Source organism: Massilimicrobiota sp. An80 (genome assembly GCF_002159255.1).
GTDB classification, from domain to species: domain Bacteria; phylum Bacillota_I; class Bacilli_A; order Erysipelotrichales; family Coprobacillaceae; genus Allocoprobacillus; species Allocoprobacillus merdigallinarum.
Genome location: NZ_NFHI01000034.1, coordinates 13,095 through 28,857, shown reverse-complemented (window position 1 = coordinate 28,857; position 15,763 = coordinate 13,095). Strand labels below are relative to the sequence as shown.

The 15,763-nt window shown below is 31.6% G+C and carries 17 protein-coding genes; 13 read left to right on the top strand and 4 right to left on the bottom strand.

All coding sequences use genetic code 11. The annotated features are described in order from the left end of the window. Nucleotides 1-1,371, bottom strand: a 1,371-nt coding sequence (locus B5G32_RS09755) for a PstS family phosphate ABC transporter substrate-binding protein (protein ID WP_239386233.1), incomplete at its 3' end; no start/stop codon positions are given. A gap of 165 nt (nt 1,372-1,536) precedes the next feature. On the opposite strand from B5G32_RS09755, the gene B5G32_RS09750 reads away from it, so the two are divergent. Beyond that, on the top strand, nt 1,537-2,052 hold the full coding sequence (locus B5G32_RS09750) for a hypothetical protein (protein WP_087936542.1): 516 nt from the start codon (nt 1,537-1,539) through the stop codon (nt 2,050-2,052). A 24-nt stretch (nt 2,053-2,076) separates the two neighbouring features. Here B5G32_RS09750 and B5G32_RS09745 read toward each other — a convergent pair whose 3' ends face one another. Beyond that, on the bottom strand, nt 2,077-2,454 hold the full coding sequence (locus B5G32_RS09745) for a CoA-binding protein (protein WP_087244617.1): 378 nt from the start codon (nt 2,452-2,454) through the stop codon (nt 2,077-2,079). A gap of 162 nt (nt 2,455-2,616) precedes the next feature. Here B5G32_RS09745 and mnmG point away from each other — a divergent pair, with 162 nt between their 5' ends. Next, nucleotides 2,617-4,470, top strand: a complete 1,854-nt coding sequence (mnmG, locus tag B5G32_RS09740; protein ID WP_087936541.1) for a tRNA uridine-5-carboxymethylaminomethyl(34) synthesis enzyme MnmG — start codon at nt 2,617-2,619, stop codon at nt 4,468-4,470. 9 nt (nt 4,471-4,479) lie between these two features. After that, the gene (rsmG, locus tag B5G32_RS09735) at nt 4,480-5,184 is read left to right on the top strand and encodes a 16S rRNA (guanine(527)-N(7))-methyltransferase RsmG (protein ID WP_087936540.1); all 705 of its coding nucleotides are present in this window, start codon (nt 4,480-4,482) and stop codon (nt 5,182-5,184) included. 102 nt (nt 5,185-5,286) lie between these two features. On the opposite strand, the gene B5G32_RS09730 is transcribed toward rsmG, so the two are convergent. Both B5G32_RS09730 and B5G32_RS09725 read right to left on the bottom strand, forming a co-directional pair. After that, the gene (locus B5G32_RS09730) at nt 5,287-5,604 is read right to left on the bottom strand and encodes a type II toxin-antitoxin system RelE/ParE family toxin (RefSeq protein ID WP_087936539.1); all 318 of its coding nucleotides are present in this window, start codon (nt 5,602-5,604) and stop codon (nt 5,287-5,289) included. Then, nucleotides 5,604-5,879 carry a type II toxin-antitoxin system Phd/YefM family antitoxin gene (locus B5G32_RS09725; RefSeq protein WP_087297913.1) on the bottom strand — a complete coding sequence of 92 codons (276 nt, stop codon included), beginning with the start codon at nt 5,877-5,879 and terminating at the stop codon, nt 5,604-5,606. The genes B5G32_RS09730 and B5G32_RS09725 overlap by 1 nt, the downstream gene beginning before the upstream one ends. Nucleotides 5,880-6,166: 287 nt before the next feature. Here B5G32_RS09725 and B5G32_RS09720 point away from each other — a divergent pair, with 287 nt between their 5' ends. From B5G32_RS09720 to B5G32_RS09675, 10 genes are all read left to right on the top strand, one after another. After that, nucleotides 6,167-7,024, top strand: coding sequence for a zinc ribbon domain-containing protein (locus B5G32_RS09720; RefSeq protein WP_087936538.1), 858 nt, complete (start codon nt 6,167-6,169; stop codon nt 7,022-7,024). A 96-nt stretch (nt 7,025-7,120) separates the two neighbouring features. Further along, a complete protein-coding gene (locus B5G32_RS09715; protein ID WP_087936537.1) occupies nt 7,121-7,882 on the top strand; it encodes a DeoR/GlpR family DNA-binding transcription regulator in 762 nt (253 codons plus the stop codon). Nucleotides 7,883-7,891: 9 nt separating this feature from the next. After that, complete coding sequence (locus tag B5G32_RS09710; protein WP_087936536.1) at nt 7,892-10,240, top strand: glycyl radical protein; 2,349 nt, start codon at nt 7,892-7,894, stop codon at nt 10,238-10,240. Then, complete coding sequence (locus tag B5G32_RS09705) at nt 10,203-11,144, top strand: glycyl-radical enzyme activating protein (protein ID WP_239386232.1); 942 nt, start codon at nt 10,203-10,205, stop codon at nt 11,142-11,144. The genes B5G32_RS09710 and B5G32_RS09705 overlap by 38 nt, the downstream gene beginning before the upstream one ends. 15 nt (nt 11,145-11,159) lie before the next feature. Beyond that, nucleotides 11,160-11,840, top strand: coding sequence for a fructose-6-phosphate aldolase (locus tag B5G32_RS09700; RefSeq protein WP_087304711.1), 681 nt, complete (start codon nt 11,160-11,162; stop codon nt 11,838-11,840). Between the two features lie 50 nt (nt 11,841-11,890). Continuing rightward, nucleotides 11,891-12,550 (top strand): DNA alkylation repair protein, encoded by a 660-nt coding sequence (locus tag B5G32_RS09695; RefSeq protein WP_087936535.1) that lies wholly within the window; start codon nt 11,891-11,893, stop codon nt 12,548-12,550. A gap of 58 nt (nt 12,551-12,608) precedes the next feature. Further along, nucleotides 12,609-12,827 carry a hypothetical protein gene (locus B5G32_RS09690; RefSeq protein WP_087936534.1) on the top strand — a complete coding sequence of 73 codons (219 nt, stop codon included), beginning with the start codon at nt 12,609-12,611 and terminating at the stop codon, nt 12,825-12,827. Between the two features lie 39 nt (nt 12,828-12,866). Beyond that, complete coding sequence (locus B5G32_RS09685) at nt 12,867-13,898, top strand: aldo/keto reductase (RefSeq protein WP_087936533.1); 1,032 nt, start codon at nt 12,867-12,869, stop codon at nt 13,896-13,898. A gap of 72 nt (nt 13,899-13,970) precedes the next feature. Next, nucleotides 13,971-14,813: a Cof-type HAD-IIB family hydrolase gene (locus B5G32_RS09680; protein ID WP_087936532.1), complete on the top strand. Its 843-nt coding sequence runs from the start codon at nt 13,971-13,973 to the stop codon at nt 14,811-14,813. Between the two features lie 135 nt (nt 14,814-14,948). Beyond that, on the top strand, nt 14,949-15,716 hold the full coding sequence (locus B5G32_RS09675) for a ParB/RepB/Spo0J family partition protein (RefSeq protein ID WP_087936531.1): 768 nt from the start codon (nt 14,949-14,951) through the stop codon (nt 15,714-15,716). The last annotated feature ends 47 nt before the right edge of the window (nt 15,717-15,763 follow it).

Genomic DNA, 15,763 nt, shown 5'->3' with positions numbered 1-15,763 from the left:
ATTTTCTTTTTGATTAGATTTTAAAGTCACACAATATAAATAAGTAGATATAGGATATGTCTGATTTTTAATATTTTCAGTCGTTGGCTCAACACCATCAACAGATAATATTTTCACATCTTCTTCTTGATGTAAACCTTCCAGGAAGTACCTAAACGTGTATCCAATAGCATCTTTTTCACCATTATATTGAGCAGTATCAGATATAATACCTGACATTCCAGAAATGTATTCATATTGTAAAGGCTCTTTTAATGGAATATCTCCCATAAAGTAAGTCATCATGGCTTGGCTGCCAGATCTTTCAGGTCTTTGAAAAGCGAGAATATCTTTGTTTTGTCCACCAACTTCCTGCCAGTTTGTAATATCGCCATGATAGATATCTTTAATTTGTTGCGTTGATAAATGAGAAACAGGATTATCCTCATTAACAAAGAATATAAAAGCTTCTCGACCGATAGGTGTATATTCAAATTCAACACCAGCCTCTCTAGCCTCGTCTAATTGTGACTTTGATGGTTTGGCTCCAAAGAACATATCAACTTCACCATTGATTAAACGTGTATAACCTACAGATGTATTGGTGAATGTGACAATTTTGCCATTGGTATTATAATAATTGAAGTCTTCTGTTTCACTATAGGCTTTTTCTATCTGATCAATATCTTTATAGACAGCTTTCGCAATGGCACTGTAGACAGGATAACAGGCTTCAGCCCCATCAAGAATAGGCATGTCTTTTTCATTTTCAATAGTAAAAGTACTTGGTTCTTGAAGTTCTACAAGTTGACTATCTTCAGTATATGGATAAAAAGGAGATAAGTCAGTGCTGGAATAACCATTCATATAGTCAAAGCCATGACCACCACTATATTTTCTGGCAGGTGATGTTTGGTATACATAAAAACTTGTTGTACAAAGAAGGACTAGACATAGAATTTTAACGATGTATTTCTTTATAGGAATTTGAGCTTGACTAAAAACATAAAGACTTACTAATTGAATGAACAAAAGAAGAATAGGACCAAATATCATTAACTGATAATGGGCAGTCAAGGAGCATAGAAGTAAAAATAAAGCAAAAGGAAAATAGAGTATGTAGTAATAATTCCATAACTGAGAAGAAAGATATCCTTGAGATAATAAACTGACAATGGTTAAGCAAACTAAAATGATAAGGATGATTGTTAATTGGATTTGAAATTGATGTGGATAAAGACGATTTTTTCTTTTCAGATAGTAAGTAAACAATACAACAAGGATTGCCATAATGATAAAGGCGGTCGTGGGCATAATGAAAAGACAAATGAAAGATAAAACGAAATAAAGAAGAACATAGCGAAAAATAAAGTATTTAAGATAGTCTTTCATAATGGATATCACCTCTTAAAGATATTGTACTATAAAGATGTGTATAACAAATGAAAATATATTTTTGTTTAACATAAAATTAATAAAATATTTATAAAAATGAGTCGAACAAAAATAAAAATTATGACATTCTATGAAAAGATGACATATGAAGGAGAATGATTTATGAGTGTTATAAAGAAATATTTTCATGTTTTGATTTGTTTGATATTACTGGTTATAGGGTGTTTATTTATGATGAATCGTCAAAGTCAAGATTTTTATAGTTATCTTATTCAAGATATATCAAAAAGAGATAGTCATTTTGAAACGATTGAAAAAGTAAAATATCAGGATAATTTGTATTTTATAGTTTATCAAGACGATCAAGCTCAAAGTCATTTGCTTATTTATGAAAATGTTCATAATTTATGGATGGATAACTATCAATTTTGGGGAGAGAGTTCTTCTTCCCAGGACATAGATACTTTCAATTATGCAGATTCTCATCAGGCTATGGTTGTTGTTTATGGAAAGAATAAACAAAATGCTTCTCAATATTCTTTTGTGAATAATGGGAAAGTTTATAAAAAAGAAATGAATGATTCCTATATTCTTGATATTTATATGTTAGAGGGGAGTTCATGTCATATAGCTGATTGGACTTTATATGATCAAAATCATCAAATTATACAAAATTGAAAAAATCAGCCTTGATGGGCTGATTTATTCTGTTTCAACTAAGATACAGGCAAGAATAGGTGTAATGCCTTGATCTTTCATATATTGTAATAATTGATCATCATATGTTCCTGGTTGCATCCATGCATAACGAATACCAATGCCAGACATTTCATCAATGTAATCATAGGCATATTTTGGATTGACCACAAAAACCACAACATCAATAGGATGATCAATAGCCTCTAAATGAGGATAAATATGATAATCATCTATATTTTGATAGATAGGGGATACACCATAAGTCTGATATCCCTTTTCTAATAAACGCTTAAAGATTTTATAACCGTATTTTTCTTGATTAGGAGTGACTCCTACAACTGCAAAATGATAATATTTTTCTAATATGTCTTTAGGATTCATAAGTTTTCACCTCAAAAGTATTATAGCATATGCTTCATTTTATGCGCAACAAAACTTCAAGATACCTAAAAGTTTTATCTATTAAGAATGTATGAATAATTCAATTTGATAATATGAATATTTTGTGCTAAGATGAAACAGATTAAAGGAGTGTGAGGGAAAATGTATGATGTCATTGTTGTAGGAGGAGGACATGCAGGAATTGAAGCATGTTTAGCTACGTCAAGAATAGGGAAGAAAACATTGTTAGTGACATCGAATTTTGAAAATGTCGGATCTATGCCTTGTAATACTTCTATCGGTGGACCAGCAAAAGGAATTATTGTCAGAGAGATAGATGCTTTAGGTGGTCAGATGGGGAAAACAACGGATGCGACATACTTACAAATGAAGATGTTAAATACGGCCAAAGGACCAGGAGTTCAATCATTACGTGCTCAGGCAGATAAAAAAGCTTATCCACGTTATATGCAAAATGTCTTAAAACAACAGGAAAACTTAGATATCATAGAAGCTATGGTTGAAGGGTTAATCATTGAAAATCAGACAGTTAAAGGAGTCACTTTAGCTGATGGCACAGCTTATGAGGGACAAACTGTCATTTTAACAACAGGAACTTATTTAAAAGCTGAAGTCATGGTTGGAGATCAAAAGACACCAAGTGGACCTGATCAGGAAAAGCCATCATTGTATTTATCTGATCAACTGAGAGATTTAGGCTTCCGTATTCAAAGACTGAAAACAGGAACACCTCCAAGAGTAGAAATCAACAGTGTGGATTATTCAAAAACACAATTACAGCCAGGCACTGACGAACCTCTTGCATTTAGTTATGAAACAACAACATTTGTTCCTATTGAAAAACAAACTCCTTGTTATTTAACATATACAAATGAAACAACACATCAAATTATTAAAGATAATTTATCAAGATGTAGTATGTATTCAGGGATTGTCAAAGGAATAGGACCAAGATATTGTCCTTCTATTGAAGATAAAGTTGTGAAATTTTCTGATAAACCACAACATCAGATTTTCTTAGAACCAGAATCCAAAGAAATGAATACCATTTATGTTCAAGGTTTTTCAACATCCATGCCTCATGATATTCAAGAACAAATGATACGTACGATTCCTGGATTAGAAAACTGTCAGATTTTAAAATATGCTTATGCGATAGAATATGATGCGATTGATCCATTACAATTATGGCCATCATTAGAAACAAAAGTGATTAAAAATCTTTTCACAGCAGGACAAATCAATGGAACAAGTGGTTATGAAGAAGCAGCAGCTCAAGGATTAATGGCAGGTATTAATGCTGTGAAGGCAATCAATCATGAAGAACCATTAATTTTAAAAAGAAATGAGGCTTATATTGGTGTCATGATTGATGATTTGGTTACAAAAGGAACAAAAGAACCCTATCGTATGTTAACATCACGTGCTGAATATCGTTTATTATTAAGACATGATAATGCGGATGAAAGATTAAGACAATATGGATATGATGCAGGTCTTGTTAGAGAGGGAGTTTATCAGGCTTATTTGGAAAAGATGAATCATATTCATAATGAAATAGAAAGATTAGATACTATTCGTTTTACACCAAAACATGACATTAATGAATTATTGGTTGCATTAGGTTCAACACCTTTAAAAGAAGGTATCAGTGCTAAAGGATTATTACAGAGACCAGAGATGGATTATCAGAAGTTAAAACCATATATTGAGGATGCTCATTTGACATTAGAAGAAGAAAAAAGAGTGACAATTCTTATTAAATATAAAGGATATATTGATAAGACTTTAAGACAAGTAGAAAAACAACGAAAAATGGAAGAAAAACAGATTCCTCAAGATATTGATTATGAAGATGTTTTAAATCTTTCTTTGGAAGCTAAACAAAAATTATCTGAAATTCGACCAGTTACGATTGCTCAGGCATCAAGAATTTCAGGTATCAATCCAGCCGATATTTCAGTCTTGTTAATCTATTTAAAACAACATTATTAAGAGGTATATATGAATCAGGAACAATTTATACAAGCCCTTTTAGATAAAGGTATCACTTTAACATCAAAACAACTTGAACAGTTTGAAAACTATTATCAAACATTAGTTGAATGGAATCAAAAAATGAATTTAACAGCCATTACTCAAAAAGAAGATGTTTATTTGAAACATTTCTATGATTCATTAACGATTTCATTTGATTATGCATTGTCCAATCAATCTTTATGTGATGTAGGCGCAGGAGCAGGTTTCCCTTCTATTCCTTTAAAGATTGTCTATCCAGAATTAAAAGTTACTATAGTTGATTCACTTTCAAAGCGTATTACATTTTTAAAACATTTAATCCAAGTTTTAGATTTAAAAGATATTGATGCTATAAGTGCGAGAGCTGAAGAATATGCAGTTAAACATCGTGAATCATTTGATATTGTCACAGCAAGAGCAGTCGCTAGATTAAATATTTTAGATGAATTATGCTTGCCTTTAGTGAAAGTTGATGGAGATTTTATAACTTTAAAAGGATTAAAAGCTCAAGAAGAACTACAGGAAGCTATGCAGGGTATAGAAAAATTAGGTGGAAAAGTCATGAGACAGGAAAGCTTCACATTAACAGATGAAAACGATCATCGTTGTAACATCTATATACATAAAGTGAAGAATACCCCATCCAAATACCCTAGAGATTTTAGTAGAATTAAAAAGAAACCATTATAACGCATTAGTTGATGCGTTTTTTCGTACATGATGATTTGATAAGCTTTTATATAATAAAAATCAGCTTTATATCATATAAAGCTGATTGAGAGGATATATGAACTATTTTATAGCATTATTCATATTTGTCTTATTGTATAAGATTCTATATATAGATACAACCTTCGTTTTTTTATCTACACCATAAAATACAATATAATTCCCTACTATAAAATATCTATATTGTTTCTTGAGTGGTTTTATAAAATCGTAATATTGATAAATTTCTGGATTTGTTTTTAATAGTTCTATTTTCTTTTGTCCTTCATTGACTAATTTATGAGCTGCAGGTTTATTATCAAGTTTTAATGTGATATATTTTACAATATCATTCAAATCGTCTTTAAATAATTGTAAATATTCTATTTTGTATTCATTCATTAAAGACTATCAATGAATTCATGCAAGTTATTAAATACTTCTTCATGGCTTAATCGTTTAGTATTTAATTCAGCATAAATTTCCGCTTCTTTCATTTTTAAATATATTTCATTGTTTTCAATCATTTCTTGATAAGCCTCCATACTCATGAGAACCATGTCTCCATATCCATTCTTTGTTAGATAAATAGGCTGGTTGCTTTCATGTATCTCTTTTGATATTTCAGTTAATTTCGTTCTCAAATCAGATATTGGTCTAATTGTAATATGTTCCATAATAAATCACCTCATTTATAATATATCATATTTCTATATATATTTATATATAAATATATATAGAAATATAAAATGATAGAGAAAATAGTGTTGTTTATCATGGTTATGATTTATTGATGTGATTGTTTCATTGATTTGGATAGATCGTGAGAAGAAAAGATTTAATATTTACAAATAACAACTTCATAGATGATTAATTATCTAAATATGTAAACTTTTCTTCTATTTTGACTTATAAACAATTATAATAAAAGTATAGAAATCTAAAGGGGAAAGGGGAAATCATTATGCGTTGTGATGTATGTGATACAAAAATACCACCGGGAGCAGATAGGTGTCCAAATTGTGGCTATCGTGTTAGACACAGTTCAACAGCGACTCATACGCAGGCAACATCTGCAAATTATCCAGAGCCAGAAGTTTTTAAACCAAAACGTAATAAAAAAATTTATATACCACGTAGAGAAAAATCACGTGATCGTTCTCAACGAACAAAAACATCTACTTTTAGAAAATACATTATTTTTATAGTGGCATTGATTACTGTTGTTCAGATGGCATCTGTTTTTATTGGAAATATTGTAAGTAATTATAATAGCCATAACTATACAGAAATTGAAGGAGAATCATTTCAGGAAGGTATTGATAATGGAGATGATGATGGAACAATGCAGATTGCATTGGATTATGAAAATGATTTGAAAACTTTCTTTAGTGATGAGTTGTTATTGCAAGATGTAGAGGCGGATGAAAATTATTATATTTATGGAGATAATTTAAGTGCTTCTACTAATGTATATGGATCTGATGATGTCATAAATTTAACAGCTTCTATTAGTTTTCAAAATCAGGAACCTTATCATCAATCTATAACATTATCATGGAATAATCAAGGAACGATTAGAGAAAATGACCTCAATTTAGATCAAGCACAGATAGAAAAGATTAATGAAAAGTTTAATATTGATATTTTTGGAGCTATTGAGGAATATAAATCAAAATTAAAAGTTGATGAAGATGATAATACACGTTTTGTTGTGAGTGATTATAAGGATGATGAAAGCATTTATTTGAGTGAATCTTATGGAATTGATGATGAATATTTCATTTATTTAGCTTTAGGACAGGACATTGGTGATAACTAATGTCTTTTTATTTTCTCAATGAGAAAATGTATTGAAAACAATAAAAAATAATATATAATAAGATTAAACAATAAATACTAATAAAGGAGGATGAGAATGTTTGCGAAGGAAAGACAGGATGATATTGTTGAACAGGTGAATCAATCAGGCAGTGTGAAAGTCAAAGATTTAAGTTTGAAATATCAGGTTACAGAAGATTGTATACGTAAAGATTTGGCTGTCTTAGAGAAAAAAGGATTATTAAAAAAGACATATGGTGGAGCCATGAGTATTCGTACGAATCCTCATTTGTATAGCAGTTTACAACGTAAAGATATGAATAATGAAGAACGTATAGTCATTGCTGATAAAGTCATTTCATTATTAAAAAATCAGGATACTATTTTTCTGGATATCTCAAGAACGCATGTAGAGGTCGCTAAACTGTTAAATCAGTCGACATTAACGCTTAATGTCATCACCAATATGATAGAGATTTTAGATATTTTAAGACATAATAAAAACATATCTGTTATTTTTATTGGCGGTGAACTGAATAAGGAAAGAGATGGTTTCTGGGGAGGATTATCTGTGCAGATGATTCAAAATTTTAAGATTGATAAGGCGTTTCTAGGTGTTGTAGGTGTTGATATGAATCATGGAAAGATTTCTACTTATTATGTGGAAGATGGTTTGATGAAACAGGCTGTTATGAAACAAAGTCAAATGAATTATATTGTATGTGAAGAAAGAAAACGAAGAGAAGATGGTCAATTTATCTATGGAAACTTAGAAGATTTAGATGGCATGATTGTAGCGGGTTCTTTAAATAAAGATGATCAAAAATATATCAAAGAGTATGACATAGATATCATATAGGAGGAAGCTATGGAAAAATTAATGAGTCAAAGAATTCAAATCTTAAAAGATAAAATGTTATCAGCACCACGTTATGCATCTATTGAACAGGCACGTATTATTACACGTGTTTATCAGGAAAATGAACATTTATCTATTCCTAAAAAAAGAGCCTTATCTTTAAAAGCGGCTATGGAAGAATTGGAAATAGGCTTTGAAAAAGAAGAGTTAATTGTTGGTAATCGTACAAAGGGTGTAAGATATGGTGTTGTTTTTCCAGAAAGTGGATGTTCATGGGTCAACAACGAATTTGAAACATTACCAACTCGACCACAAGATCAGTTTCATGTAAAAGAAGAAGATATTCAAGAATTTAGGGAAAAGATTTATCCTTATTGGAAAGGAAAATCAATGGAAGATGTCATTAAACATCATGGCGGTCAGGAAATTCAAAGTATTGCTAAGGTTGTAAAAATCAATCAAAAAGATCATGCTCAAGGTCATATTTGTCCTGACAGCGCATTATGGTTAAAGATGGGACCATTAGGAATCATGAATCAGGCTCAAGAAAAATTAAAGACATGTGAGGAATCACAAAAAGAGTTTTATGAATGTGTTGTTCTGGTTATGCAGGGTGCCTGTACATTTATGAAAAGATATCATGATATGATTATGGAAAATATTGATGAAGTGGAAGAACCTTATCAACAATCTTTAAGAACAGTCGCAAACAATTGTTTAAATCTCACAAAACGTCCACCTGAAACATTCCATGAAGCTGTGCAATCCTTATGGTTTTTATTCGTCCTATTGCATATGGAATCTAATGCGTCTTCTTTTTCTCCAGGAAGAATGGATCAATACTTATATCCTTATTATCAAAAAGATATAGAATCAGGAAAGATATCTATGGAAGATGCTTTAGACATCTTAGAATGTTTATGGTTAAAATTTAATCAGATCGTTTATTTACGTAATCAAAATAGTGCCAAATATTTTGCAGGATTCCCCATTGGATTTAATATTGCGATTGGGGGCGAGGATGAAAATGGTAATGACACCTATAATGAGCTTTCTTTACTTTGTTTACAGTGCCAATATGATTTAGGACTACCACAACCGAATTTATCAGTACGTTTAAATCGCAATAGTTCTCATGAGCTGATGCAAAAAGCCATTGAGGTTGTATCCAAAGGAAGTGGTATGCCACAATTCTTTAATGATGAAGCCATTGTTCATGCGTTAATGGAACTAGGTATTGAAAAGAAAGATGCTTTAAATTATGCAATCGTAGGTTGTGTAGAATTAACAACACATGGCAACAATTTAGGTTGGTCTGATGCAGCTATGTTTAATTTGAATAAAGCTTTGGAATTGACATTGAATCATGGCAAGTGTTTATTGACACATGAACAGATTGGATTGGATCTAGGAGGATTGGATACTTATCAGACATTTGAAGATTTAGAAAAAGCCTTTCAACAACAAATTGATTACTTTATAGACAAGATGATGCAATGTGAAGTCATTGTTGAAAAAGCTCATCAAGATTGTTTACCAACAGCTTTCTTATCATCAGTTATTGACGATTGTCTAGAAAATGGTTTAGATGTCACAAAAGGTGGAGCTAAATATAATCTATCTGGTATTCAAATGATTCAAATCGCAAACTTGGCAGATTCTTTGGCTGCTATGAAACAATTGGTTTATGATGATCAGGTTATTGATGCTAAGGAATTACTAGCAGCCTTACAATCAGATTTTAAAGGATATGAAATCATTCAGACAATGTTGTTAAATAAAGTGCCTAAATATGGAAATGATGTAGAATGGGTTGATCGTTTAGGAGCTAAATGGGCTGAGTATTTTAGATCAAGAATGAAAGATTATACGAATTATCGTGGTGGCCCATATCATACAGGTATGTATACAGTTTCAGCTCATGTTCCAATGGGAGAAAATGTTGGCGCTTCTCCTGATGGAAGAAATGCTTTAACGCCATTAGCTGATGGGGGTATGTCACCTGTTTATGGACGTGATTTGAAAGGTCCAACAGCAGTTTTAAAATCAGTATCACGTTTAAACAATAGTTTGACAACGAATGGTGGCTTATTGAATATGAAGTTTTTACCAGAGTTTTTTGAAACAAAAAATGGAATGAACAAGTTTGAAAACTTTTTAAGAGCTTTTGTTGATTTAAAAGTTCCACATATTCAGTTCAATGTTGTCAGACGTGAAGATCTCGAAGATGCCCAGATTCGTCCTCAACTTCATAAATCATTAACAATACGCGTGGCAGGATATACAGCTTATTTTGTAGAGTTAGCGCATAAATTACAGGATGAAATCATTGAAAGGACAACATATGACAACATCTAAAGCATTAGTGTTTGATATTAAAAGATTTGCTGTACATGATGGGGATGGTATTAGAACAACCATTTTCTTTAAAGGTTGTCCCCTTCATTGTATATGGTGTCAAAATCCCGAGGGTATATCACCACAAAGACAACCTGTTTATTTTCAAAACAATTGTATACATTGTCGCTGTTGTGAAAAGTATGCAAAAGCAGGACAAATGATTTATCAAAATGATAGACCTTATTTCAATAAAGATTATCAAGGTGATTTTGATCAATTAATTCATGTCTGTCCATCAGCTGCAATTCGTTATGACAGTCAATATTATGATGTTGATATGCTGATGAAAGAAATTGAGTCTGATCGTGTTTTTTATCGTGATAGTGGTGGAGTAACTTTTTCTGGTGGAGAACCATTTATGCAGGGAGAGTTCTTAATTGATATTTTGAAACGTTGTCACCAACAATGTATTCACAGTGCCATTGAAACAACACTTTATACGTCATTAGATTTCATTCAAAAAGCATTACCATATCTTGATCAGATTTATATTGATTTAAAAATCAATGGTGAAGATATGCATCAAAAGTATGTTGGAGGTTCATTATCAACAATCAAAAAACATATTCAATATGTCTTAGAAAGTGAACATAGACATAAAGTGATTATCAGGACACCATTGATTCCTCAAATCACTGCGACAGAACAAAATATTCAATCTATTAGTCAATTTTTATCGCATATTTATCCAGATGTCCAATATGAATTACTCAATTATAATCCCTTAGCATCTGCTAAATATGAGTGGGTTGATTTTGATTATGGGATTGATTCAAAATATAAGAAATTAACAGATGAAGAAATGGAAACATTTTATCAAATTGTTTATCAAAATGGTATCAAAAATTTAATCAAAGAATAACAGGAGGAGAAGATTATGGAATTTATTATTGATACAGTTGATTTAGAAGAAATTAAGGAAGCCGTTGCTTATATGCCTATCGTAGGTGTTACAAGTAATCCTTCTATTGTCAAGAAGACAAGCCCAGAGGATTTCTTTGCACATATGCGAGCAATCAGAGATATTATTGGAAAGGATAGAAGTCTTCATATCCAGGTGATTTCTAAGGATTGTCAAAGCATGGTCAAGGAAGCACATAGAATCCTTGAAGAAATAGACAGACAGGTCTATATCAAAGTACCCGTATCTTATGAAGGAATCAAAGCGATTAAGATGTTGAAGGAAGAAAACATTCATGTCACAGCGACAGCTGTCTATGATTTGATGCAGGCTTATATGGCACTGGCAGCAGGGGCAGACTATATTGCGCCATATGTCAATAGAATTGGGAATCTAGGAGCAGATCCAATGGAGCTCATCAATGAATTATCAAATCGTATTGTCATGGATGGATATGATACAAAGATAGTCGCAGCATCATTCAAGGGAGTGCAACAGATTAGAGATGCCTTCAATTATGGAGCGCAGGCGATTACAGCACCAGTAGAGATCTTGAAACAGATTTTCAAGAATCCAAGCATAGAAAAAGCAGTAGATGATTTCAATGCCGACTGGTATAGCATGTATGGTGAAGGCAAAGGAATATGTGATTTATAAGACGAGGAAACTCGTCTTTTATGTTATAATGAAACTAAGGATGTGGAATGATGGATAAGTATTTATATATCAAACAGTTATTTGAAAATATGCAAGATCAAAATCAAGCTTTATCTATGGCCCAATATATGAAAAATCAGTTTGTTTTCTACGGAATACCAACCCCTCAAAGAAGAAAGCTTTATAAAGATTTTTTGAAACAGGAAAAGAAACACAAACAAATTGATTGGGATTTTTTAGATTTATGTTATCAAGATTCCCATAGAGAATTTCAATATTTTGTCTGTGATTATTTAAAGATGTTTCAAAATCAATTGGTTTATGAAGATATTCAGCATATGAAAGTTTATATAAAAGATAAACAATGGTGGGATTCTATTGATAATTTTGATACGATTATTGGTCAAATTGGATTAACAGACCAACGTGTTGATGATTTAATGCTGGAATGGTCATTAGATGATGACTTTTGGCTAAGAAGATTAGCTATTGATCATCAGTTAGGACGAAAAGAAAAAACAAATACCATCTTGTTAGAAAAGATTCTTGTGAATAATTTGAATAGTCATGAGTTTTTTATCAACAAAGCGATAGGCTGGATATTAAGAGATTATTCTAAAACAAATCCACAATGGGTTCGTGATTTTATTCAACAATATCATGAAAAAATGGCTAAACTTTCCATTAAAGAAGGCAGTAAGTATATATGATAGAATCTGATAAAGATTATTTTTTGAAGAAAATCAATAAAGAAAGGAAGTATTGAAAATGATAATGATAGGTGTTCTAGGCATTGTTTTATGTATGATTATTTTATATGTCATAGTAAGTCAAAATCGTTATTTTCAATGTCAACATTGTCATCGAATATGGAAACCTCACTTTTTTCAGGTTATAGGCAATGTGAATCGTCAGGTTCAAGATTATCATGTTCAATGTCCTTATTGTCATACGATTCAAAATATCAAGCTTTCAAAAAAGAAATAAGTTGTGTTAGAATAAAAAGTAAGAAAAGAGGTTAGGCGTATGAAGGAAATCATTTTAGGAAGTACAGGTATTCAAGTTGTACAAAATGGGTTTGGAGCATTACCCGTTCAAAGAGTTTCTAAAGAAGAAGGGGTCACTATTATAAGAAAAGCCTATGATGGAGGAATGCGTTTTTTTGACACAGCGAGAGCTTATAGCGACAGTGAAGAAAAGTTAGGAGAAGCATTACATATTTATCCGCGTAGTAGCTATTATATTGCAACAAAGACAATGGCAACAACACCTGAGGAATTCTGGAAGCAATTGGACACATCATTATCGTTATTGAAAACAGATTATGTGGATATTTATCAGTTTCATTGTGCTTCACAAGTTTATGCACCAAATGATGGAACAGGTATGTATGAATGTATGTTAGAAGCTAAAAAACAAGGGAAAATCAGACATATTGGAATCACTGCTCATCAGTTACAAGTTGCATTAGATGCTGTTGATTCTCATCTCTATGAAACAATTCAATTCCCTTTTAGTTATTTATCATCTCAAAAAGAAATAGAACTGGTTCAAAAGAGTCAAGAAGCCAATATGGGATTCATTGCGATGAAAGGGTTAGCTGGAGGATTAATTAATCAGTCACGTCCAGCAATGGCTTATATGAGTCAATTTGATAATGTTTTACCTATTTGGGGAATTCAAAAAGAAAGTGAATTAGATGAATGGTTATCCTATATGCAGGATACACCGGTTCTTGATGATGAAATGAAGGCATTTATAGAAAAAGAAAAAATAGAATTATCAGGTGATTTCTGTCGAGGATGTGGATATTGTATGCCATGTCCAGCAGGTATTATGATTAATCAATGTGCCCGTATGTCATTGATGTTAAGAAGAGCACCATCACAAAACTGGTTGACTGAAGATATGCAGGCAGAAATGAAAAAGATTGAAGGTTGTTTGCATTGTGGTCAATGTTCAAGGCGATGTCCTTATGAATTAGATACTCCAGCACTGCTTCAAAAGAATTATGAAGATTATCAGAAAGTCTTATCTGGTGAAGTGAAAGTTCAATAACAGCATGATTTCATGCTGTTATTTTTTTGAAACATGTTATAATAAAAATAATAGTGGAAAAGGAGAGACAATATGAGCAAGATTATATTTTTAGATGTTGATGGAACATTAATTGATTATGAGGCTAAATTACCAGCTTCAGCTGCTCAGGCAGTGAATCAGGCACGTGCAAATGGACATAAAGTTTATATTTGTACAGGTTGTTCAAAAGCTGAAATTGAACAGAGAAACCTTTGTGAATTAGATGGTATGATTGGTGGGAATGGAGCTTATGTAGAAGATCATGGACATGTTGTGATGCATCAGGGATTATCAAAGGAAGATGTCAAACATATTGTAGACTGGTGTAATGAAAGACATTTAGGATTTTATTTAGAAGCCAATAGTGGTATGTATTGTAATGATTATATGTTGGAACAGGGACCAGAAACAATGGTGAAATATGCACAGGGTAAAGGTGCGGATTTAACGAAAGCTAAAGAATCTTCAAAGAAGTTTATGGATGGTTTTATTCATTTGCAGGGAGAAGATTTATATCGAGATGATGTGAATAAAATTAGTTTTATTTTAAGTCGTTATCAAGATCATTTAGATTCTCAAAAAGAATTTCCTCATTTGATTGCGAATACATGGGGAGGTAAGGGAGAAGTGGCCTTGTATGGTGATTTAGGTCCAACTGGTATTACAAAAAGACATGCTATTGAAGTTTTATTGGATTATTTAGGTGTTGACCAAAAAGATACGATTTCTTTTGGAGATGCTAAAATTGATTTATCTATGTTTGAATGTTGTGATTATAATGTGGCTATGGGAAATGGTGGCGAAGAAATTAAAGCTGCTGCTGATTATATTACAACAGATGTTAATGATGATGGGTTATATAATGCTTTTTGTTATTTAAAATTAATTGATTAGGGATTGATGTTAAAATTATCAACAGAGACTCTTTATAAAGAGGCCTGTTGATAATTGTTTTTTTGTGTTATTGATTTCTTTTGTTTTTTGAATAAAAATGCTATAATAAGGAACGGATTATAAGGAGAGGATTTTGTGAAAGAACCGAAATATAAATTTATAGATATACATAAAATTGAAGCTAATGGGCATCAGCCAAGAACACATTTTGAAAATGAAAAAATTCAGGAATTAGCTGTATCTATTCAACAAAATGGATTATTACAACCTATTGTGGTCAGACCTTATCATGGGAAGTATCAGATTGTTGTTGGGGAAAGACGTTATCGTGCATGTCTTTTGGCAGGTATAGAAGAAGTTCCATGTCTTGTTCAAAATTATGATGAACAACAGACTGCCACAGCTGCAATTGTTGAGAATATTCAACGAGAGAATTTATCAGCCATTGAAGAAGCATTAGCATATCAACAAATCTTAGATACACAAAATATAACACAGGAAGAATTAGCTCAAAAAGTTGGTAAAAAGCAATCAACTATTGCAAATAAGTTAAGGTTATTACAACTTCCGATGACTGTTCAAGAAGCAGTACGAAGAAAAGATATCACAGAAAGACATGCCAGAGCTTTATTAAAGTTAGATACAACAGCAAAACAAAATAATATGTTAAGAGAAATTATGGATAAGGGTTTAAATGTTGAACAGACAGAAGAAAAAATCAAAAAGAAAGTTGAACCCAAAAAGCCAAAACCTAAAACAAAAAGTATTTCACAAAATTTAAAAATTGCTATAAATACATTAGATCAGGCTGCCATGATGGTACAGCAGGCAGGAGTGGAAACAACAGTAGATATTTCTGAAACAGATGAAGAAGTTGTTTATGTGATTAAGATGAAAAAATAATGAGATGTATTGATATATATTATGTCTTGTGATAGAATGCATAGCAG